Source organism: Microbacterium sp. MMO-20 (genome assembly GCF_037147735.1).
Taxonomy (GTDB): Bacteria; Actinomycetota; Actinomycetes; order Actinomycetales; family Microbacteriaceae; genus Microbacterium.
This window is the reverse complement of the sequence record NZ_JBBCUU010000006.1, coordinates 80,474-102,202: the sequence shown is the minus strand read 5'-3', so window position 1 is coordinate 102,202 and position 21,729 is coordinate 80,474. Positions and strand designations below refer to the sequence as shown.

At 68.7% G+C, this 21,729-nt stretch carries 16 protein-coding genes; 10 read left to right on the top strand and 6 right to left on the bottom strand.

Going from position 1 to position 21,729, the window contains the following annotated elements:
• Positions 1-32: 32 nt before the first annotated feature.
• A complete protein-coding gene (locus tag WFI52_RS09655; RefSeq protein ID WP_336627093.1) occupies positions 33-464 on the top strand; it encodes a DUF1761 domain-containing protein in 432 nt (143 codons plus the stop codon).
• Positions 465-483: 19 nt separating this feature from the next.
• Here the strand turns inward: WFI52_RS09655 and WFI52_RS09650 are convergent, their stop codons facing one another.
• Positions 484-1,173 carry a Crp/Fnr family transcriptional regulator gene (locus WFI52_RS09650; RefSeq protein WP_336627094.1) on the bottom strand — a complete coding sequence of 230 codons (690 nt, stop codon included), beginning with the start codon at positions 1,171-1,173 and terminating at the stop codon, positions 484-486.
• A 325-nt stretch (positions 1,174-1,498) separates the two neighbouring features.
• On the opposite strand from WFI52_RS09650, the gene WFI52_RS09645 reads away from it, so the two are divergent.
• Positions 1,499-8,176: an SdrD B-like domain-containing protein gene (locus tag WFI52_RS09645; RefSeq protein WP_336627095.1), complete on the top strand. Its 6,678-nt coding sequence runs from the start codon at positions 1,499-1,501 to the stop codon at positions 8,174-8,176.
• Between the two features lie 170 nt (positions 8,177-8,346).
• On the opposite strand, the gene purQ is transcribed toward WFI52_RS09645, so the two are convergent.
• Together purQ and purS are read right to left on the bottom strand one after the other, a co-directional pair.
• Positions 8,347-9,054, bottom strand: coding sequence for a phosphoribosylformylglycinamidine synthase subunit PurQ (purQ, locus tag WFI52_RS09640; protein ID WP_336627096.1), 708 nt, complete (start codon positions 9,052-9,054; stop codon positions 8,347-8,349).
• Positions 9,051-9,296, bottom strand: a complete 246-nt coding sequence (gene purS / locus WFI52_RS09635; RefSeq protein WP_336627097.1) for a phosphoribosylformylglycinamidine synthase subunit PurS — start codon at positions 9,294-9,296, stop codon at positions 9,051-9,053. The genes purQ and purS overlap by 4 nt, the downstream gene beginning before the upstream one ends.
• A gap of 217 nt (positions 9,297-9,513) precedes the next feature.
• On the opposite strand from purS, the gene WFI52_RS09630 reads away from it, so the two are divergent.
• The 5 genes from WFI52_RS09630 to WFI52_RS09610 all read left to right on the top strand — a co-directional run bounded on the left by WFI52_RS09630 (position 9,514) and on the right by WFI52_RS09610 (position 15,369).
• The gene (locus tag WFI52_RS09630) at positions 9,514-10,788 is read left to right on the top strand and encodes an ABC transporter substrate-binding protein (protein ID WP_336627098.1); all 1,275 of its coding nucleotides are present in this window, start codon (positions 9,514-9,516) and stop codon (positions 10,786-10,788) included.
• A gap of 73 nt (positions 10,789-10,861) precedes the next feature.
• Complete coding sequence (locus tag WFI52_RS09625; protein WP_336627099.1) at positions 10,862-11,920, top strand: carbohydrate ABC transporter permease; 1,059 nt, start codon at positions 10,862-10,864, stop codon at positions 11,918-11,920.
• Complete coding sequence (locus WFI52_RS09620) at positions 11,917-12,819, top strand: carbohydrate ABC transporter permease (protein WP_336627100.1); 903 nt, start codon at positions 11,917-11,919, stop codon at positions 12,817-12,819. Before WFI52_RS09625 ends, WFI52_RS09620 begins: the two co-directional genes overlap by 4 nt.
• Positions 12,820-12,847: 28 nt before the next feature.
• Entirely contained in the window at positions 12,848-14,359 is a 1,512-nt protein-coding gene (locus WFI52_RS09615) for a glycoside hydrolase family 1 protein (RefSeq protein ID WP_336627101.1), read from the top strand.
• Entirely contained in the window at positions 14,356-15,369 is a 1,014-nt protein-coding gene (locus WFI52_RS09610) for a LacI family DNA-binding transcriptional regulator (protein WP_336627102.1), read from the top strand. The genes WFI52_RS09615 and WFI52_RS09610 overlap by 4 nt, the downstream gene beginning before the upstream one ends.
• 191 nt (positions 15,370-15,560) lie before the next feature.
• On the opposite strand, the gene WFI52_RS09605 is transcribed toward WFI52_RS09610, so the two are convergent.
• Both WFI52_RS09605 and WFI52_RS09600 read right to left on the bottom strand, forming a co-directional pair.
• Entirely contained in the window at positions 15,561-16,901 is a 1,341-nt protein-coding gene (locus tag WFI52_RS09605; protein WP_336627103.1) for a uracil-xanthine permease family protein, read from the bottom strand.
• A gap of 76 nt (positions 16,902-16,977) precedes the next feature.
• The gene (locus tag WFI52_RS09600) at positions 16,978-17,898 is read right to left on the bottom strand and encodes a phosphoribosylaminoimidazolesuccinocarboxamide synthase (protein WP_336627104.1); all 921 of its coding nucleotides are present in this window, start codon (positions 17,896-17,898) and stop codon (positions 16,978-16,980) included.
• Positions 17,899-17,955: 57 nt separating this feature from the next.
• Between WFI52_RS09600 and WFI52_RS09595 the strand changes: the two genes are divergently transcribed.
• Positions 17,956-18,918 (top strand): intradiol ring-cleavage dioxygenase, encoded by a 963-nt coding sequence (locus WFI52_RS09595; protein ID WP_336627105.1) that lies wholly within the window; start codon positions 17,956-17,958, stop codon positions 18,916-18,918.
• Between the two features lie 23 nt (positions 18,919-18,941).
• Here the strand turns inward: WFI52_RS09595 and WFI52_RS09590 are convergent, their stop codons facing one another.
• The gene (locus WFI52_RS09590) at positions 18,942-19,271 is read right to left on the bottom strand and encodes a hypothetical protein (protein ID WP_336627106.1); all 330 of its coding nucleotides are present in this window, start codon (positions 19,269-19,271) and stop codon (positions 18,942-18,944) included.
• 68 nt (positions 19,272-19,339) lie between these two features.
• On the opposite strand from WFI52_RS09590, the gene WFI52_RS09585 reads away from it, so the two are divergent.
• Positions 19,340-19,957, top strand: coding sequence for a PadR family transcriptional regulator (locus WFI52_RS09585; RefSeq protein ID WP_336627107.1), 618 nt, complete (start codon positions 19,340-19,342; stop codon positions 19,955-19,957).
• On the top strand, positions 19,954-21,471 hold the full coding sequence (locus WFI52_RS09580; protein ID WP_336627108.1) for a DHA2 family efflux MFS transporter permease subunit: 1,518 nt from the start codon (positions 19,954-19,956) through the stop codon (positions 21,469-21,471). Before WFI52_RS09585 ends, WFI52_RS09580 begins: the two co-directional genes overlap by 4 nt.
• Positions 21,472-21,729: the final 258 nt, after the last annotated feature.

The following is a 21,729-nucleotide window of genomic DNA, read 5'->3' as shown; positions in this document are numbered from 1 at the left end:
GCCCGGTAGCGTGCGGTGGGAAGGAGGTCGACATGATTCCCGAGATCAACTACTGGGCCGTGCTGGCCGCGACCGTCGCCGCTGTCGTGATCGGCTCGATCTGGTACACGCCGAAGGTTTTCGGTGCGCGGTGGAAGCGCTGGGCGCAGGTGCGCGAGCCCGAGACGGCGGTTCAGGCGTGGCTGCCGATCATGGTGTCGGTCGCCCTCGCGTTCCTCCTCGCGTGGGTGCTCGCAGGTTCGGTCGCGATCGCGTGGCACTTCTACGGGGGCGCCTACTTCGGCTCGGCGATCGTCACCGGCATCACGCTGTGGGCGGGATTCACTGCGGGTCGTGTGATCACCCACGATGTCTTCGCGGGTCGCCCGTCGCAACTGACGGTGCTCAATATCTCCTACGAGCTCGTGCTCGTCATCGTGATGTCGGTGATCATCGGAGTGTGGCCGCCGGCCGGGACGGTCTGAGGCGCACCGATCGCGTGCGCTACTCGCCCGCGGCCTGCAGGCGCTGTCGTTCGCGTGCGCGCGCCGCGATGCGGCTGAGCGCTTCCGGCGTGACGCCGAGGTACAGCGCCAGGTCACGCTGCGAGATCTGCCGGACGAGCGCCGCTTCCTCGCGCAGGACCTTCAGGTAGCGCTCTTCGGCGCTCAGCACGAGGTGATCGTTCAGCCGGAACGTTCGCAGCAGCAACAATTCCATGAGAAGCCGGAGAGCGAGAGTCGACCACTCCCGGTGGCGCTCCGCGAGTGCGATCGCCACGGCGCCGTCGAAGCGCAGCGTCGTCGTGGCGACGACGGCGGTCAGCTTCGCGTCACCCGGCAGTGGCTCCCCGGGGTCGTGTGACACCGGAATCGTCGTCTGGCTCGCCGCCGCGAGGAAGCCGAGGCTCGCGACGATGTCTCCGGTCCGGGGAAACGACATGATCCGCGGGCGTCCGGCGCTCGTCGTCACCGTCGCTTTCAGTACGCCGGAGGTGACCAGATGGATGCCCGGGCCGCCGGATGCGTCTTTGGTGGTCGGTGACAGGAGCTTTCCCGATGCCCCCGAGCACAGCTGTGCGGTCGCGGCGAACGACTCCCATTCCGGGAGGGCCGCTCCCGCGCGGCGCTCCAACTCGCGCCGGACCGGCAGGAGCTCTTCGGGCTGCGCGGCGCGCGTGCGGAAACTCGGCATGTCGTCCCTTCGACTCGCACGCACGGGAGCGAGGCCAGTCTTGCGGATGATCCTCGGTGGACCACCATCGTCACTATGTGTGACACCGCGACCGCCAGAAGGTGACGCGAGTTTCTGCATCGATTGATCGCGATCAACAGACTGATCCCGCCCGCTTGATCGCGATCAAGGTTTCGGAGAAGCGCGGCAGTCGCCGCCATGCCTGTCGCCTACGTTCGACTCGAGCAGGCGCGGACCCGACCGCGCATGCGCAGCGACGCTCCGCCGTGGAGGGACACGGCGTGTGATGGCGTTCGCCTATTGGGGAGGGGACCCTGTGAAAAGCATGCCTTCGAGCCGTGCGCGAAAGCGCGGTAACGACTCGACGACGTCCGCACCACCGACGATCCGGCACACCGCGAAGCTCGTGGTGGTCGCCCTGATCGCCGGACTTCTCACGATTCTCGGTGTGTCGGCGCCCGCGATGGCAGCGGGCACCGCAACCGTCACGGTCGTGCCCTCGGGTGAGTCCTACGACGGCACGCAGGTGTTCTCGCCGGGCACCGACTACACGCTCAACGTGCAGTACGGCAAGATGGCGAACGGCCAGCAGGTGCGCATCACCGCGCCCGCGGGCGTGACGATTCCCGACTCCTCGCTCGTGGTGCCCCCCGGCAACACTGCGGTCTCGACGCTCACGCGCGACGGCGGCGACATCGTCATCACCTTCGCCAACCCGTTCCCGACCAACATCGATCAGGGCCTCATCGGGGTGAAGTTCCGCTTCGACGAGGTCACGGAATCCGTCAAGACGAGCCTCCCGTGGGGGGTCGACGGCGTCCCCACCTCGTCGACGGTCATCATCAAGAAGCCCGGCGACACCTTCGAGAACGTCAACCCCGGCGCGTCGAAGAACGTCGACGGCAACGCGTTCGGCGCGATCTCGGGTCTCATCACGGTCGACAACGGACAGGTCGTGATCGATCCGTCCGCGGCATCCCAGCAGATCACCGACACGGTGCACGCGGAGACCGCTGACGCCGTCTCCGGCTTCACGGTCAGCGACACGCTCGGCACCTATCTCGAGCTCGTCGGCGGCTCCGGCGCGGCCACGCTCACGACGTGGGACGGCGCCGGGCTCAACAAGACGACGACGTCGCTCGGTGCCCCCGCCGTGACCGACGGCGCGACGACGTTCACCTTCACGACGGACCTCCCGGTGAACTCCGTCCTCGACGTCACCTACAAGGCGCGCCTCGATGCCGCGCAGCTGGGCGCTCTGCGCGACGCCCTGCAGGCCGAGTACGACGCGGTGACGTCCACGGGCGGCGACTGGAAGGTCGCGCTGTCCAACTCCGCCCTGATCGGTCCGTTCACCTCCGACGGCGCGAAGGTCGCGACGGGGTACGTCGGCGGCAACGTGGCCGGCCCGTGGCGGCCCGATCTGTGGGCGTTCTCGAAGTGGGGCTGGCTGACCGATGGCCCCGACGCGCAATGGGTGACGTCTTCTTCGACCTCCGCCCCCTACGTGCTGGACACGCCCGTCCGCGTGACGTGGGCGCTGAATGCCGACCTCAGGCAGTGGGACGGCTCGACGCCCGAGCGCACTCTCGGCCAGAACGTCGTCATCACCGACGCGCTGCAGGCCGGGCAGGCCTGGAACACGTCCGACCCGGCCGGCTTCATCCGGATGACCGACGCCGGTTCCGGCGCGCAGTTCACCCTGACGCAGGCGCCCAGCGGCACGACACGTGCGCAGATGTCCGACAACGCCCACGTCGACCAGTACCTCGTCGACGGCGACACGCTCGTCGTGAACGTCGGCACGTCCGCGCGCAACATCCGCATCTACGCCAACGCCACCGTCTCCAGCGTCGACAACCGCTGGAACAGCACGTCCGACATGCAGACCTCGCTGGCCCGCAACTCGGCGAGCTTCGACTGGAGCGCGGGCGACGACGTCACCCGAAACGGCGAGGTCTACCTCAACTACAAGCCGACCGCTCCCACGACCAACGTCGCGTTCTTCACGAAGACCACGAGCGAAGGCACGATCGAGATCGGGTCAGGCGAGAACGCCTGGGCTCCGTACCAGTTCGAGGTGTCCAACAGCCCCGGAAAGATCAGCGAGTCGACGATCGTCGACCACATCGATCACACCGTGTTCGATGTCACGAACGCCAACCTGGACGACATCCGCGCGACGATCGCGGGGTACTTCTCCGCGAACGGGCGAGACTACTTCAGCAACATCGGATGGTCCGTCGGACTCGATGCGAACGACTTCGCGCTCTCGCTCAACGGCGCCGGTGATCTCGTCATCCAGCCGAGCCAGGAACTGCTCGACTACCTGGCGGCCAACCCCTGGGCGGATACTCAGAACTGGCGTCTCGCGCTCAAGCTGCCGACGAAGAAGATCGACGGCACCCAGACGGTGCAGATCCACAACTCCGCATCGCTCGTCGGCTCCAAGAACAACCTCGAGTTCGTGTCCACGACCGAGTCCTACGCGACGACGTGGGGCGACGAGCTCGAGGTGCGCAAGTCGGTGTGGGATGCCGCGAACTCGCAGTGGACGACGAGCGTGCGCGTTCCCCTGAACGCCGACGGCTCGATGACGCAGGACACCTTCACCTACAAGGTGCAGGCGATGCCGCACGGTGACTACGCGAACGTCGCGATCATCCCGATCACCGACGTGCTCCCCGCGGGTGTCGACTTCGTCGGATTCGCCGACAGCCCCACGAGCGGGACCTCGACGTCGACCAAGCTGCTGGCGGGCAACCTGCAGGCGAGCTACGACGCGGCATCGCGCACCATCACGATCAAGAACCAGGACGGCACACTGCTCACCAAGCAGCAGTCGATCGACACCTACATCCGGGTGAAGGTCACGTCGTTCACCGCGGACACCGGCATCACGAACGTGGTCTCCGGCAACCCGGCGACGATCGTGCCGACCAACGACTACCCGCTGAACGTCCTGAAGAAGGACGCCAGCAACCCGACCAAGGCCATCACCGACCCGAACGCGGCGTTCGAAGTGCGTGACGCCGCAGGCGTTCTCGTCGCGACCGCGTCGGTCAAGGACGGCGTGCTCGTCGTCTCCGACGGCAACGGCGGCACGAAGGCGCTCACGGTGAAGAACCCGGGGACCTACACGATCACCGAGAAGAAGGCGCCGGCCGGCTACACGCCGACGACCGAGGTCTTCACGGCGGTCGCGAACACCGACGGTTCGTCTCCCCAGGTGACCATCACCAACGAGCCGATCGTCGACTACGCCGTGGGCGACCGCGTGTGGATCGACGCGAACCGCGACGGCCTGCAGACCGAGGGCGAGCCCTCGCTCGAGGGCGTCACGGTCGAGCTCCTCGACGGTACGGGCGCGGTCGTGAAGACTACCTCGACCGATGCGAACGGCCTGTACCTCTTCGACAACCTCGTCGCCGGCGACTACCGCGTGCGCTTCACGCTGACCGACGCGCAGGCGCAGATGTACGACTTCACGACGGCCAACGCGTCGGGGACGAACCCCCCGTCGACGCCGGATGCGACGGACTCGGATGCCGTGGTCTCGGGCGACCCGAAGGTCGCGACGACCCCGGTGTTCACCCTCGGTGCGTCCAACCCCGCGCTGACGAAGGACTACGAGGGCGTCACGGCCACCGAGGGCATCGACCCGACGTGGGACGCCGGCGTCGTGGTGAACAAGGTCTCCATCGGCGACTACGCCTGGTGGGACGCGAACCGCGATGGTCTGCAGAGCGAGGGCGAGAAGCCGGTCGCGAACCTGCCGGTCAGTCTGACGCTCGACGGAGACGTGGTCGCGACGACGACGACCGACGCGAACGGGTACTACGCGTTCGCGAACCTCGAGCCGTCGACGAAGTACACGGTCACGTTCGGCAAGCCCACGGGCACGACGAACGACGGCGCCGTCTTCTTCACGACGCGGAACTCCGGCGATGACGAGAGCAACAGCCCGACGGGCGACCTCACCGACTCGGACGCCGACCCGGCGACCGGCGAGGTGACGCTCACGACGCCCGAGGCGGGCTTCAACCTGACCGCCCCCGGCAAGGCCGACAACCCCGGCATCGACGCGGGCTTCGTGCGGTACAACCTGTCACTGACGAAGAACCTCGTCACGGAGGGGCCGTTCCGTCCGGGTCAGCAGGTCACGTACACGCTGAAGCCGCACAACGACGGCCCGACCGCGGCACTCGCCGGCTGGTCGGTCACCGACGTGCTGCCGACGCAGCTCACCCTCGATTCGATCGTCGGCGACGGCTACACGTGTGACGCCGCAACGGCGACGTGCGTCGCGGGCGCGGCGCTCGCCGCGGGCGCCGACGGCGCCACGATCACTGTCGTCGCGACGATCGGCGCGAGCTTCTCCGGTGTCGCGAAGAACGTGGCGTACGTATCGCCGTCGCAGAACGACGTCGCGGAGACGAACCCGCTCGTCACGCCGACCCTCGCCACCGACACGGCGAAGAGCGCGACCGACAACGACGCGCAGGCGCAGCTGGAGGTCCCGAAGGTCTCCATCGGCGACTACGTCTGGTGGGACGTCGACCGTGATGGCACGCAGAACGACGACAAGCCCGCCGCGGGCGTGGCCGTGCAGCTGCTGCGCGGCGGCGACGTGGTGGCGACGACGACGACGGACCCGGGTGGCTACTACGCGTTCACCGATCTGCTGCCCAGCACGCAGTACACGGTGAAGTTCGTGCCCCCGACCGGCGCGACGTTCACGACGCAGAACAAGACCGGCGCGACGGACAACAGCCCGTCCGGCGACCTGGTCGACTCGGACGCGAACCCCGCCGACGGCACCGTCGTCGTCACGACGCCCGCGACCGGGAACAACTCGGGTCTGCCCGGCAAGGCCGACAACCCGGGCATCGACGCGGGCCTCGTGAAGTACAACCTCAAGCTCACCAAGACGCGCACCACCACGGACGTCGTCTACAAGGGTGACACGGTGACCTTCACGCTCACCCCGAGCAACGACGGACCGGTCGACGCGCTCGCCGGCTGGTCGGTCACCGAGGTGCTGCCTGCCGAGCTGACGCTCGTGTCGATGACCGGTGACGGCTACGACGTCTCGGGCGCGACGGCGACGAGCCGCACCGCCCTCGCGTCGGGAGCCACGGGCAACCCGATCACCGTGACTGCGACCGTCCACACGAACCTCACCGGTGACGTGAAGAACGTCGCCTACGTGAGCCCGGCGCCGAAGGATGCCGCGGAGACGAACCCGCTCGGCACGCCGCCGACGAACACGACCGACACGTCGACGTCCCCGACGGACAACGACGCGGAGGCTCCGGTGAAGGGTGCATCGCTCGTCTCGATCGGCGACTACGTGTGGATCGATGTCAACCGCGACGGTGTGCAGAACGACGGGAACCCCGTGAAGGACGTGACGGTCAACCTGTACAAGGCCGACGGCACGACCCTCATCGCAACGACGAAGACCAACGACCAGGGGTTCTACTCCTTCGGTGATCTGCGTCCGAGCACCGATGTCGTCGTCGAGTTCGTGAAGCCGGACGGCTACTCGTTCACGAAGCAGAACGCGGGCGAGAGCGACAGGAGCGACTCGGATGCCGATGTCACGACCGGGCGCGTGAACGTGACGACACCGGCAGCCGGCGGCAACTCGCTGACGGCGCCCGACGACCCGACGATCGACGCCGGTCTCGTGAAGTTCAACCTCACCCTGGTCAAGGCGATCACCTCGAGCGGTCCGTACTACGAGGGGTCGACGGTGACGTTCACGCTGACGCCGCACAACGACGGGCCGGCGGACGCGCTGACGGCGTGGTCCGTGGTCGAGCTGCCGCAGGACGGTCTCCGGATCACCGCGCTCGACGGCGGTGAGGCGTACCGATGCGACGTGAGCCTTCTCACGTGTGTCGCGGGCGCCGCCCTCGCAGCCGGTACCGACGGCGCTCCCATCACGGTCACCGCGGTGATCGCGAAGGACTTCGTCGGCGAGCTCAACAACGTCGCCTACGTCGTGCCCGCCACGACCGATGTGCCGGAGACGAACCCGCTGCAGCGCCCCGAGAACGCGCTCGTCGACACGGGCAAGACCCCGACCGACAACGACGACTCGAAGCGCATCACGGTGGACTCCCTCGTGAGCGTGGGCGACTACGTGTGGTGGGACAACGACCGCGACGGCGTCCAGGGCGAAGACGAGCCGCCGGTGGCGGGCGTCACCGTCAACCTCCGCGACGTCGAGGGCGCGCTCCTGCGCTCCACCGAAACCGACGAGGACGGCTACTACGCGTTCGACGATCTCGTCCCGGGGCGTGACTACGTCATCGAGTTCGTGAAGCCCGACGGCACCGCGTTCACGACGCAGAACACCGGCGAAGGCGACGCCGTCGACTCGGATGCCGATGTGACGACCGGCCGCGTGAGCATCACTGCTCCCGCGTCGGGCAGCAACCGCACCGAGCCGGGCGAGGCCGACGACCCGACGATCGACGCGGGTCTGGTCAGCTACGACCTCACCATCACGAAGGAGCGCCTGGGCGACGAGAAGGTGCTGTCCGGTGCGACCGTGACCTTCACCCTCACGCCGCGCAACGACGGCCCGTCTGACGTGCTCGCGGGCTGGACGGTGGCCGACCAGCTGCCGACCGGACTGACGCTCGTGTCGATGACCGGCGAGGGCTACACCTGCGTCGACGGCACGTGCACGGCATCCGATGTTCTCGCCGCGGGCGAGGACGGAGAGCCGATCACCGTGATCGCCAAGGTGGGTGCGGGCGTGACCGGCACGCTCCTGAACGTGGCCGTGGTGGCGCCGTCGACGACGGATGTGCCGGAGCGCAACCCGAACAACAACACCGATGACGCGCCCGTCGTGGCCGTCGCGCCGCCGCTCGCGGTGACCGGTGGTTCGGCATGGGTGTGGGGCACTGTCGGAGGAATCGCCCTCGGGCTGCTCCTCCTGGGACTCGTGCTGCTGATCGTGCGTCGGGGGGCGCGCGTTCGGTGAGCCGAGCGGGCTCCGGTCGTCGCACCCTACGGCGGCCGGAGCCCCCGCGAACTCCCCATCGCGGAGCGTCTGCCCGGGCCTCGAGCCCGGGCAGACGTGCCTCCGGGGCCGGCCCGGTGTTGATTCCGGCGCTGATCCCGATCCGCAGATGCGGAGAGTGCGCGGGCGCGTTACGCGGCGGCGGTGGCCAGTGACGCGATGGCCGAGGCGAAGAACCCGAGGCCGTCGACGCCCGAGCGCATGGCGGCGGGCGTGTTCGGGCCGAAGCCCGGCTCGACGGCGTGTTCGGGGTGCGGCATGAGGCCGACCACGTTGCCGGTGGGGTTCGTGATGCCGGCGATGTCGTCGAGCGAACCGTTGGGATTCACGCCGAGATAGCGGAAGGCGACGAGGCCATCACCCTCGATCTGCTTCAGCGTCTCGGCGGAGCAGATGTAGCCGCCGTCCGCGTTCTTCAGCGGGATCGTGATCTCCTGCCCGACCTCGAACTCGTTCGTCCACGCGGTCGAGGCGTTCTCGACCCGCAGGCGCTGATCGCGACGGATGAACTGCTGGTGGGCGTTTCGGATCAGACCGCCCGGCAGCAGGTGCGCTTCGACGAGCATCTGGAAGCCGTTGCAGATACCGAGGACGGGCATGCCCTTCGCCGCGGCATCCTTCACCTCGGTCATGATCGGAGCGAGGGCCGCGATCGCTCCGGCGCGCAGGTAATCGCCGTAGCTGAACCCGCCGGGGAGGACGAGCGCGTCGACGCCGTCGAGGTCGTGCGAACCGTGCCAGAGGGCCACCGGCTCCGCGCCGGCGAGCCGGATGGCGCGCTGCGCGTCGCCGTCGTCGAGCGAACCGGGGAAGGTGATGACCCCGATGCGTGCGCTCACTCCGAGACCTCGATGCCGACGACATCCTCGATGACCGCGTTGGAGAGGATCTCCTCAGCGATCGTCTGGACGGCGGCGAGCGTCTCGTCCGAGACGTCCGCGACGGTCAGCTCGAACCGCTTGCCGATGCGGACGCCCTCGAACCCGGCGTGTCCGAGCCGCGCGAGGGCGCCGGCGACAGCCTTTCCCTGCGGATCCAGCAGCTCGGCCTTGGGCATGACGTCGACGACGATGGTGGGCATTCGAGGCTCCAGATATCGCGGGAAGAGGTGACAGCAGTCTATCCGGATCCGCTCGTGATCGAATCGTGACCAACGGTATGGGAGCGCTCCCTTGCGTTCGTGGGAGCGATCCCATAACGTGAGTCACGTCGGATGAGAGCGCTCCCACTGTTCCATGAGGTAGGGAGCGGCCCCACCGATGCAGCACCCCCGCACCCGCACACACAAAGGAGTGACCGTGAATTCACGCGCACTGCGTCGCATCGGCTTCGTGACCGGCGCACTGACCACCTCCGCCCTCGTGCTCGCCGGCTGTGCCGGTTCGAGCGGGGGAGCGGCGACCGCCGACCCGAATGAGAAGGTCACGCTCACCGTCGCGACCTTCAACGACTTCGGCTACACCGACGAGCTGCTCGCCGAGTACTCCAAGGAGCACCCGAACGTCACGATCGTCCACAACAAGGCCGCGACCTCCAACGACGCGCGGGCCAACTACTTCCAGAAGCTCGGCAAGACGGGCCTCGCAGACATCGAGGCGATCGAGATCGACTGGATGCCCGAGGTCATGAAGTACTCCGACCTGCTCGCTCCCGTCCCCGACAGCCTCAAGGGCCGTTGGCTCGACTGGAAGGAGAAGGGCGCGACGGATGCCAACGGCAACCTCATCGGCTACGGCACCGACATCGGCCCGGAGGGCGTCTGCTACCGATCCGATCTGTTCGCCGCGGCCGGCCTGCCGACCGATCGCGAAGAGGTCGCCAAGCTGCTCGAGGGCGACTGGGCGAACTACTTCAAGGTCGGCGCGGACTACACGGCCAAGACCGGCAAGGCGTTCTTCGACTCGGCCGGCGGTACCTACCAGGGCATGATCAACCAGGTCGAGGCGGCGTACGAGAACCCCTCGAGCGGCGAGATCGACATCGCTCCCGACGTCGAGAAGATCTACAACGAGGTCCTCGATGCCAGCGCGACGCAGTCGGCTCACCTCGGCCAGTGGTCGGACGACTGGATGGCCGGCCTGTCGAACGGCGCGTTCGCGACGATGCTGTGCCCGGGCTGGATGCTCGGCGTCATCTCCGGAAACGCGAAGGACGTCACCGGCTGGGACATCGCCAACGTCTTCCCCGGCGGCGGCGGCAACTGGGGCGGCTCGTACCTGACGGTCCCCGCCAACGGCAAGAACGTCGCGGCGGCGCAGGAGCTCGCCGACTGGCTCACGAGCCCCGACACCCAGCTGAAGGCGTTCGAGAACGCCGGCACGTTCCCGAGCCAGCTCGACGCGATGAAGAGCGACACGCTGCTCAGCTCGACCAACGAGTTCTTCAACAACGCCCCCGTCGGCCAGATCCTCACCGACCGCGCGAACGCCGTGACGGTGTCGCCGTTCAAGGGCCAGTTCTACTTCCAGATCAACGACGCGATGCAGAAGGCTCTGACCCGTGTCGAAGAGGGCACGCAGGACAAGGCGACGTCCTGGGCGCAGTGGAAGAGCGAAGTCGACGCCATCAAGTGATCCCCGCGGTCGGGGGGGGGGGGGGCCGCCCCCCCCCCCCCCCCCCCGACCGCTCTCATGAAAGGAGCCTGATGTGACCGCCACCGCCCCCTCCCGGCCCACCAAGCGCATCGGGTTCGGCAGCACGCTCAGCTCGTGGGACCTGAAGCTCTCGCCGTACCTCTACATCTCGCCGTTCTTCATCCTGTTCTTCATCGTCGGCCTGTTCCCGCTCGGCTACACCGCCGTGATCTCCTTCATGGACTGGGATCTCGTCCGCAATTCGGGGCAGTTCGTCGGGTTCGACCAGTACGCGACCGTCCTCGGCGACCCGAAGTTCTGGATCGCGCTGCGCAACACCTTCAGCATCTTCCTGCTCTCCAGCGTGCCGCAGCTGATCCTCGCGGTCTTCATCGCGGCGATGCTCGATCAGAACATCCGCGCGAAGACCTTCTGGCGCATGGGAGTGCTCCTGCCCTACGTCATGGCTCCCGTCGCCGTCGCGCTCATCTTCTCGAACATGTTCGGCGACCAGTACGGCATCATCAACACCTGGCTCGCGTCGATCGGCATCGACGCGGTCAAGTGGCACTCCAACGCCTTCGCCAGCCACATCGCCATCGCGACGATGGTGAACTTCCGTTGGACGGGGTACAACACCCTCATCCTCCTCGCCGCGATGCAGGCGATCCCGCGCGACTACTACGAGGCGGCCACGGTCGACGGCGCCGGCAAGATCCGCCAGTTCTTCGCCATCACGCTCCCGAGCCTGCGCCCCACGCTCATTTTCGTGATCATCACTTCGACGATCGGCGGCCTGCAGATCTTCGACGAGCCCCGCATGTACGACCAGTTCGGCACGGGCGGCGCCAACTACCAGTGGCTCACGATCACGCTGTGGCTGTACGACCTCGGATGGGGGCAGTGGAACTTCGGCCGCGCCGCGGCGCTCGCGTGGATCCTCTTCCTGATCATCCTGGCCATCGGCGTCATCAACCTGTTCATCACCCGCAGCCTCGTCCGTGACGAGGGTGCCCGCGGTGCCCTCACCCGCACGCAGCTGCGTGCGGCGCGGCGGGATGCCAAGGCAGCCGTCGCCACGGATCGTGCAGCTCGCGCCGATGGCGCGTCCCTCAAGGAGGCCTCCCGATGACCGCTCTGGATGCACGACCGGTGGTCGTGCCGGATGACGCCGAGCCGCGGCCGAACAAGCGCCCGCGGCACATCAAGGGCACGCGCCCCGGATGGTTCATCTACGCCTGCCTGGCCGTCGTGATGCTCGCGAGCGTCTTCCCCTTCTACTGGTCGCTGCTGATCGGATCGGGCGACTCGTACACGATCCGCGACCCCAACATGTCGTGGATCCCCGGCGGCAACTTCTTCGCGAACGCCGCCAAGGTCGTGAACGACCCCGCCGTGAACTTCTGGATGGCACTGTGGAACTCGATCGTGAGCTCCGCTCTGATCGCGGCATCCGTCGTCTTCTTCTCCACGCTTGCGGGCTGGGCGTTCGCCAAACTGCGCTTCCGAGGGTCGAGCTGGCTGCTCGTCTTCGTCATCGCGACGATGGCCGTGCCGACGCAGTTGGGCGTCGTTCCGCTGTACATCCTGTTCAGCGACCTCGGCTGGACCGGGCAGCTCGGCGCGATCATCGTGCCCGCTCTCGTGAGTGCCTTCGGCGTGTTCTGGATGACGCAATACCTGCGCCAGGCCGTGCCGGACGAGCTCATCGAGGCCGCCCGCGTCGACGGCGCGAGCTCGTTCCGGACCTTCCTCACCGTGGGCCTGCCGGCTGCGCGCCCGGCGGCGGCGATGCTGGCCCTGTTCACGTTCGTGTCGGCCTGGAACAACTTCTTCTGGCCGTTCATCGTGCTCGACCGACAGAACCCGACGCTACCCGTCGCGCTGTCGCTCCTGCAGTCGAACTACTTCGTCGACTACTCGATCGTGCTCGCCGGCGTGTTGCTCGCTACCATTCCTCTGCTGATCCTGTTCGTCTTCGCCGGCAAGCAGCTCGTCAGCGGCATCATGCAGGGTGCGGTCAAGGGCTGACGCCCGCCGTGCCGTCGGAAGGATTCTCATGACCGATTCCGCTCGCCCCTTCGCGCCCGGATTCCTGTTCGGGGCGGCAACCGCCGCCTTCCAGATCGAAGGCGCCGCGTTCGAGGACGGCCGCACCGCCTCCATCTGGGATGCGTTCTGCCGCGTGCCCGGCGCCGTGATCAACGCGGACAACGGGGATGTCGCCTGCGACCATTACCACCGCTATCCCGCCGATGTCGCCCTGATGAAGGAGCTCGGCCTCGACACATACCGCTTCTCGGTGTCGTGGTCGCGGGTGCGCCCCGACGGCGGTCCGGTCAATCAGAAGGGCCTGGACTTCTACAAGCGCCTCGTCGACGACCTGCGCGAGAACGACATCCTGCCCTGGCTCACGCTGTACCACTGGGACCTGCCGCAGGCGATCGAAGAGCGCGGCGGATGGACCGTGCGTTCGACGGCGGAGCAGTTCGCCGAGTACGCGCTCGACGTGCACGACGCCCTCGGCGATCGCGTCGCCAACTGGACCACGCTCAACGAGCCGTGGTGCTCGTCGTTCCTGAGCTACACCGCGGGCATCCACGCGCCCGGTCGGTACAGCGTCACCGACGGGGTGCTCGCTGCGCACCACCTGCTCCTCGGTCACGGACTCGCCGTGCAGGAGCTGCGGACGCGTGATGCCGCGCTGAGCCTCGGCATCACGCTGAATCTCACCGTGGCCGAGCCGGTCGACCCTACTGACCCGGCCGACGTCGACGCCGCGCGCCGCATCGACGGGCAGTTCAACCGCTGGTTCCTCGACCCGATCTTCCGCGGGGCCTACCCCGTCGACGTCGTCGAGGACATCCGCGCCGTCAGCCCGGAAGCGATCGATGCGCTGGATGCCGCGACCGCTCCCGGCGACCTCGACATCATCGCGACGCCGCTCGATGCCCTCGGCGTGAACTACTACCACGGCGAGTACGTCGGCGGATCTCCGGATCCGCACGCGCCGGCGTCGGGTGACGCGCCCACGGCGCGACGGGTCGAGTCCCCCTTCCCCTCGCACGACGACATCCACTGGCACGATCGCGGTCTCCCGCGCACGAACATGCACTGGGAGGTCGATCCCGCAGGGCTCACGACGCTCCTCGAGCGGGTGTGGAGCGCGTACGCAGCGCCCGCCGGGACCGTCCTCTACGTCACCGAGAACGGTGCGGCCTACGACGATGTCCTCGTCCACGAGGGCAGCCGGGCGCGGGTGCACGACGCCGAACGCGTCGACTTCCTGCGGCGGCACCTCGGGGCGATCCTCGACGCTCAGGATGCCGGGGTCGACGTCCGCGGCTACTTCTACTGGTCGCTGCTCGACAACTTCGAGTGGGCGTGGGGGTACGACAAGCGCTTCGGCATCATCCACGTCGACTACGACACCCAGGAGCGCACGCTGAAGGACAGCGCGCTGGAGTATCGTCGGGTCATCGCCGCCCGCGCGATCGACATCGCCCCGGCATCGCCCGCCGACGTCGCCACCGTTCCCGTCGTCATCCGAAGTGAGGTACCCGCTCCGTGAGCATCGATGCGCCGAAGGCGGCGGCGACGATCGAAGAGGTCGCGGCCGCCGCCGGCGTGTCGCGGTCGACCGTCTCTCGCGTCGTCAACGGGTCGACCGCCGTGAGTCCCGCCGCCCTCGCGGCGGTCGAGCGCGCCATCGCGGAGCTCAGCTACGTGCCCAACCGTGCCGCGCGCTCGCTCGCCTCGCGCGCGACCATGGCGATCGCGCTCGTGGTGCCGGAGGACACGACGCGCTTCTTCGGCGATCCGTTCTTCGCGGCGATCGTGTCGGGCATCAATGCGCGGCTGAGCCGCTCGGATTACGTGCTCAACCTCATCATCGCGAGCGACGATCCGCGCGACAAGACCGCGGCCTACGTGCGCAGCGGTGCCGTCGACGGCGCGATCGTCGTGTCGCACCACACGAGCGACACGTTCATCGACCGCATCGCGGCGTCGGTCCCCGTCGTCTACGGCGGGCGACCGTCGCGCGCGCGGGAGAACGACTACTACATCGACGTCGACAACACCGCGGGTGCCTATCAGGCGACGACCTACCTCGTCGAGAAAGGCTTCCGGCGCATCGCGCACATCTCGGGCCCCGTCTCGATGCCCGCGGGTATCGACCGTCTCGCGGGCTTCCGCTCGGCGCTGGCGGATGCCGGGTTGGTGCCGGTCGCCGTCGAGGACGGCAACTTCACGGCCGACGGCGGCTCGGCCGCCATGGCGCGGATCCTCGAGTCCGGGGCATCCTTCGACGCACTGTTCGTCGGGAGCGACCTCATGGCGCGCGGTGCGCTCGCAGTCCTCGCGCGCGCGGGCATCGACGTTCCCGGCGACGTGTCACTCATCGGCTTCGACGACTCACCCGTCGCGACGGCCGTCCAGCCGAACCTCACGACCGTGCGTCAGCCCTCGCACCTGCAGGGGCAGCAGATGGCCGATGTGCTGCTCTCGCTCCTCGCCGGCGGCACGCCGCCGCACGTGACCGTGCTCGACACCGAACTGATCGTTCGCGCGTCCGCCTGATCTCCGCGCCTCAGCCCGCGCTGGCGCGCAGTTCGCGCCCGCGGGAAAGGAGGTGGCGCACATGCCGGGGTGCGGCGCGTTGATCCCGGCATCCATGACACCTTCTTCCATCGAGCAAAAAGAAGGTGGCGCGAATGCCGTCTTGCGCGGTTGCGAAGCGCGCGTTCGCGCCCCCGCGTTCGAACGGCGACCTACTCGGGGTCGCCGCCCAGCTGGCCGATCGGCACGATGGGGCCGCCGTCGTCGGCGCCGGTCTTGCGCCAGCGGGCGATCGCGTTGCCGCCGTGGTAGATCACGAGCGCCGCGACGGTGCCCAGCACGATCGCCGAGAAGGTCAGCGCACCGAGGTTCATGGTGAATCCGGCGATCGCGATGACGAATGACACCGCCACCGTGTACTGGTTGACCGGGCGCGAGAAGTCGACCTGGTTGTCGACCCAGATCTTGATGCCGATGACGCCGATGAGACCGTACAGGGCCGTCGTGGCGCCGCCGATGACCCCCGCGGGAATCGTGTTGATCACGGCGCCGAAGGCGGGCGAGAACGACAGCAGGATGGCGAACGCGCCCGCGACCCAGTACGCCGCCGTCGAGTAGACCCGCGTCGCGGCCATGACGCCGATGTTCTCGCCGTAGGTCGTCGTGGCCGACCCGCCGAACAGGCCCGCGAGCGTGCTCGCGACGCCGTCCGCAGTGAGCGCGCGGCCCGTGTGCCGGTTGATCGTCGGGTCGCCGGTCATCGTCGCGACGCCGCGCACGTGGCCGACGTTCTCAGCGATGAGCACGAGGATGACGGGGAGGAAGATCGGCAGGAGGCTCCACGAGACCGGGTCGCCGAAAGCGGGGAAGTGGAACTCGGGCAGCCCGATCCACGGTGCCGCGCTGATCGCCGTGAAGTCGACCTGGCCCGTCAGGGCAGCCACGACGTAGCCGACGATGACGCCGAGGAAGATCGAGATGCGGCCGAGGAAGCCGCGGAACAGCACGCTGAAGAGGATGATCGCGGCGAGGGTGACCGTCGCGATGACCGGCTGCAGGGTGAAGTTGTTCCACGCGGCCGGGGCGAGGTTGAGACCGATGAGGGCCACGATCGCGCCCGCGACGACGGGCGGCATGAGCTTCTCGATCCAGCGCGTGCCGACCTTCTGCACGATGAGGCCCACGAGCGCGAGCAGCACACCCGTGACGGCGACGCTCACCATCGCCTGCGTGATCTGCGCCGTCGTCTCGAGCGTCTTGCCGCCGTTGTACGCCTGGATCGGCGCGATGAAGGCGAACGACGATCCGAGATAGCTGGGCAGCTTGTTGCGCGTGAGGAGCAGGAACAGGATCGTGCCGACGCCCGAGAAGAAGAGCGTCGTCGTCACGGGGAAGCCCGTGAGGATCGGCACGAGGAACGTCGCGCCGAACATCGCGACGACGTGCTGCGCGCCGATCGCGATCGTTCCGGGCCAGCTCAGTCGCTCACCGGGAGCGACGACGGCGCCGGGTGCGACGGTGCGGCCGTCGCCGTGCAGAGTCCAGATGGGCATGCGGGTGCTCCTCAGATCGGCGGGGATGTCCGACGATCAGATTATCTGGGAGAACGCTGGATGCCGTGTCGTCGGCTCACGCGGCGAGCTTGTCGAGCAGCTCGCGGTACTTCGCGGCGGTGCGCTCCACGATGTCGGCGGGGAGCTCCGGCGGGGTGCCCTGCTGGTCCCACGCGGAGGCGAGCCAGTCCCGCACGATCTGCTTGTCGAAGCTCGCCATGCGCGCGGCGGGGGTCTCGCCGGTGGCCCACGCCGCGGCATCCCAGTAGCGCGACGAGTCGCTCGTGAGCACCTCGTCGGCGAGCGTGAGCGTGCCGTCGGCGTCGGTGCCGAACTCGAACTTCGTGTCGGCGAGGATCAGTCCGTGCGCCTCGGCGATCGCGGCGGCGCGACGATAGATCTCCAACGACGCGTCGCGCAGCTCGGCCGCGCGCTCCGCCCCGACGAGCTCCTCGGCCCGCGCGAACGAGATGTTCTCGTCGTGCTCGCCGAGCGGCGCCTTGTAGGCGGGGGTGAAGATCGGCTCGGGCAGTCGGTCGCCGTCCTGCAGTCCCTCCGGCAGCGGGATGCCGCAGACGGTGCCTTCCGCTCGGTACTCCTTGAACCCCGAGCCGGTGAGGTAGCCGCGCACGACGCACTCGATCGGCAGCATGTCGAGCGACCGGACGACCATGGCGCGATCAGCGACCGCGGCGGGTGCCGCTGCGCCGGTGAGGTGGTTCGGGATCGCGCGACCGCCGTCCGCGCCCGCGAGCTGGTCGAACCACCACAGGCTGAGCGCGGTCAGCAGCGCGCCCTTGCCGGGGATGCCGGGGCTCAGCACGTGGTCGAACGCGCTCACCCGATCGCTCGCGACGACGAGCATCCGGTCGGGGCCGTTCGGCGCGTCGTCCGACGGGCGATACAGGTCGCGCACCTTGCCCGAGTACACGTGGGTCCAGCCGGGCAGGTCGAGAGCGTCGGTCACGCCTCCATTATGGTGGCCGGTCTCACGCATAGCCGATTCATCGATTCGCCAGGGGCGGTGCAGAAAGCGGCCCGCGATCCTGGGGTCATGATTCCCGCACCCGACCACACCCCCGACGGCCCGCGGTACGAAGGGCGGACCCTCGACCGCCCCGACGACGATGTCGTCGATCAGGGCGCGGGGTTCGACCTGCGCACCCTCGTGTCGCGCCGCGGCATCCTGGGGATCGCAGGGCTCGGCGTGGGCGCGGTCGCCCTCGCCGCCTGCACGGCGGTGACGGATGCCGCGGCATCGCCCTCGGCGACACGGACAGCGACCCCCACCGCGACGCCCGCGCCCACTCCGACACCGACCGCGACGACGCCCCTCCCCGCGGGTGAGATCCCCGACGAGACCGCGGGGCCGTACCCGGGCGACGGCTCCAACGGCCCCGACGTGCTGGCGCAGTCGGGCATCGTGCGCTCGGACCTGCGGACCTCGATCGGGGGCGGGATGACCGCCGACGGTGCACCCCTCACCTTCACGCTCCGTATCACCGACATGGCGAACGGCGATGCCCCGTTCGCAGGCGTCGCCGTCTACGCCTGGCACTGCGACGCGCAGGGGAACTACTCGATGTACTCGTCGGGCGTGGAGAACGAGTCGTATCTGCGCGGCGTGCAGGTGGCAGATGCCTCCGGTCAGGTCACGTTCACCTCGGTCGTCCCCGGGTGCTACAGCGGTCGGTGGCCGCACATCCACTTCGAGGTGTACCCGTCGGTCGACCTGATCACCGACTCGGCGAACGCGATCTCGACGTCGCAACTCGCCTTTCCGGAGGAGATGCTGGGCGGCGTGTACGCGCTGCCCGCCTACACCGGCTCGGCTCAGAACCTCGCGGGCGTCTCGCTCGCGACCGACAACGTGTTCGGCGACGACGGGGGAGCGCTGCAGATCGCGACGGTGACGGGTGACTCGTCGGCGGGCTTCACCGCGATGCTCACGGCGCGCGTCGACACGAGCACGGCGCCCACGGGCGGATCGATGGGCGGGGGCGCGGGCGGGCGCTGACACCCCCCCCGCGCCCGTCTCGGTCAGTCGCGCGGGGTGATCTCGTCGACGAACGCGAAGGCCTCATCGATCACGGTCGGCCAGAGGTCGGCGGCATCCGCCCCGACGAAGACCCACTCGCGCATCGCGCGCTCGCGCATCGTCATGCGCTGAGCGCGTCCGCCACTGTCGAGCTCGGTCACCCGCGCCTCCGGCAGCTTCGCGATGAGTCCGCCCTGGTACCCCTGGAAGGCGAACACCTTGCCCCGGATGCGCAGGCCCGCGCTTCCGAACATCGGGCCGATGTCGACGCCCTCCCGCTGCAGGTAGCGGGAGGCGACCTCGTCGAAGATCTCGTCGGGCGTTCTCGTCATGCTCGGACGCTACCGCGGCAAGGAGGTTTCGTGTATAGTCCAAATGGACTAATCGAGATGGAGTAACGGTGAAGGATGCCACCGCCCGCCTCACCCCGCTCGGGGTGATGGTGCTCGCGCTGCTGCGCGAGGGCGAGATGCATCCGTACGAGATGATCCGGCTCATGCGGCATCGACACGACGACCGCATCGTCTCGGTCACGAACGGCACGGTGTATCACACCGTCGCGCGGCTCGAGCGGCAAGGCCTCATCGCCGAGGTCGGCATCGACCGCGACGGCAACCGGCCGGAGCGCACGACGTATGCGCTGGCGGATGCCGGCGGCGCAGCCGTGGACGAATGGGTGCGGCGCGAACTGCCGGTGCTCGACCACCCGGTCGAGTTCCGCGTCGCGCTCGCAGAGGCGCACAACCTCGAGCGCGATGAAGTCCTGGCGCTCCTGCGCACGCGGCTCGCCGCGCTCGCGGAGGCGCGCGACTACCACCGCAGCGGGCGTGCGAAAGCGCTCGCCGCGAGGACCCCCGAGCAGTACCTCATCGAGGTCGACCGGCAGGGTGCGCTTCTGGCCGCCGACCATGACTGGCTCGCCGCATTCCTCGTGCGGTTGAGCTCCCCCGACTTCATGTGGGGAACACACGAAGTCGACGACCGCTACCTGGCTCAGAGAGAGGCCGCACGGCGATGACCGAACCGACCACCACCCCCGGAACCCACACGAACAGCGCTCCCGCGCAGACCCCGGCGCACGGGCCGGGCCACACCCAGCGCAACCCGTGGCCGGCCCTGTGGGCCCTCGTCATCGGGTTCTTCATGATCCTCGTCGACACGACGATCGTCTCGGTCGCGAATCCCGCGATCAAGGCGGCGCTCGACCCGTCGACGAACAACCTCGACAACGTCGTGTGGGTGACGTCGGCCTATCTTCTCGCGTACGCGGTGCCGCTGCTCATCACGGGTCGTCTCGGCGACCGGTTCGGTCCCAAGCGCGTGTACCTCGTCGGCCTCGCGATCTTCACCCTCGCCTCGCTCGCCTGCGGCCTGTCCGGGACGCTCGAGATGCTCATCGTGTTCCGTGCGGCGCAGGGCCTCGGGGCATCCCTCATGACGCCGCAGACGATGGCCGTCATCACGCGCACCTTCCCGCCGACCCAGCGGGGGGCGGCGATGGGGCTGTGGGGTGCGACGTCGGGCGTCGCGATGCTCGTCGGACCCCTCGCGGGCGGCTTGCTCGTCGACGCGTTCGGGTGGGAGTGGATCTTCTTCATCAACCTTCCCGTCGGCGTCATCGGCTTCGTCCTCGCGTGGATGCTCGTGCCCGACCTCGAGACGCACGAGCACCGCTTCGACATCCTGGGCGTCTTCCTCAGCGCGATCGCGCTGTTTCTCATCGTGTTCGGTCTGCAGGAGGGCGAGCACTACGACTGGGCGGCATGGGTCTGGACGATGATCGCCTCCGGCATCCTCGTCATGGCTCTGTTCATCTGGCAGCAGGCGAAGACGAAGAGCGAGCCGCTCGTGCCGCTCGGCCTCTTCCGGGACCGGAACTTCTCCGTCGCCAACTTCGGCATCGCCGCGGTCGGATTCGCCGTCACCGCGCTGTCGCTGCCGACGATGTTCTACTACCAGCTCGCGCGCGGCCTCACGCCGACCGATTCGGCGCTGCTGCTCATCCCGATGGCGGTGCTCGCGGGCGTGCTCGCGCCCGTCGCGGGCCGCATCCTCGACCGCGTCGACCCCCGCGTCCTGCTCGTCCCCGGCCTGCTGTTCACCGCGATCGCGCTGTTCTGGTACGCGGCGCTGATGAAGCCCGACACCGAGATCTGGATGTTCCTGCTGCCGTCGGCGCTCATGGGCATCGGCCAGGCGGGCATGTGGGGTCCGCTCGCGACGACCGCGACGCGCAACCTCGAGCCGCGCCAGGCCGGCGCGGGTTCGGGAATCTACAACACGACGCGCACGATCGGCTCGGTCCTGGGCTCGGCCGCGATCGCCGCCTTCATGCAGGCGCGGCTCGAGGCGAACCTGCCCGGCGCGGGTGACGCGGGCGGCGACTTCGGATCGGGTCAGCTGCCCGATGCCGTCGTCGGCGGATTCTCCGATGCGATGGCGCAGTCGATGCTGCTCCCCGCGTGCGTTCTGCTCGTCGGTGTCGTGGTCGTGCTGTTCATGCAGCGACCCGCGCACCTCGTGAAGCGCTGAGGGGCGCGGCCGGCCGGGCGCCGCGCGGGCTGGGCGCCGGGCGCGCGCGTGCCGCGGGCGCGCGCGTGCCGCGGGCGCGGGCGTGCCGCGGGCGCCCGGCGTCGGCCGGGCACTGGATTCGCAGATTCGCAACAGAATCGGATGCCTCGGCATCCATTCTCCGAATCCGTTGGTGATCTACGATTCCGTCGCGGGGCGCGGGGCGCGGGGCGCGGGGGCGCCGCGGGCGCGCGGGCGCGGCGCGCGGCGGAGGCATCC

Coding starts and splice junctions, on each gene's coding strand:
- purS (WP_336627097.1), bottom strand. CDS start 9,296: ATGCCCACCATCGTCGTCGACGTCATGCCCAAGGCCGAGCTGCTGGAT.
- WFI52_RS09615 (WP_336627101.1), top strand. CDS start 12,848: ATGACCGATTCCGCTCGCCCCTTCGCGCCCGGATTCCTGTTCGGGGCG.
- WFI52_RS09655 (WP_336627093.1), top strand. CDS start 33: ATGATTCCCGAGATCAACTACTGGGCCGTGCTGGCCGCGACCGTCGCC.
- WFI52_RS09595 (WP_336627105.1), top strand. CDS start 17,956: ATGATTCCCGCACCCGACCACACCCCCGACGGCCCGCGGTACGAAGGG.
- WFI52_RS09600 (WP_336627104.1), bottom strand. CDS start 17,898: ATGCGTGAGACCGGCCACCATAATGGAGGCGTGACCGACGCTCTCGAC.
- WFI52_RS09580 (WP_336627108.1), top strand. CDS start 19,954: ATGACCGAACCGACCACCACCCCCGGAACCCACACGAACAGCGCTCCC.
- WFI52_RS09650 (WP_336627094.1), bottom strand. CDS start 1,173: ATGCCGAGTTTCCGCACGCGCGCCGCGCAGCCCGAAGAGCTCCTGCCG.
- WFI52_RS09590 (WP_336627106.1), bottom strand. CDS start 19,271: ATGACGAGAACGCCCGACGAGATCTTCGACGAGGTCGCCTCCCGCTAC.
- WFI52_RS09605 (WP_336627103.1), bottom strand. CDS start 16,901: ATGCCCATCTGGACTCTGCACGGCGACGGCCGCACCGTCGCACCCGGC.
- WFI52_RS09620 (WP_336627100.1), top strand. CDS start 11,917: ATGACCGCTCTGGATGCACGACCGGTGGTCGTGCCGGATGACGCCGAG.
- WFI52_RS09645 (WP_336627095.1), top strand. CDS start 1,499: ATGCCTTCGAGCCGTGCGCGAAAGCGCGGTAACGACTCGACGACGTCC.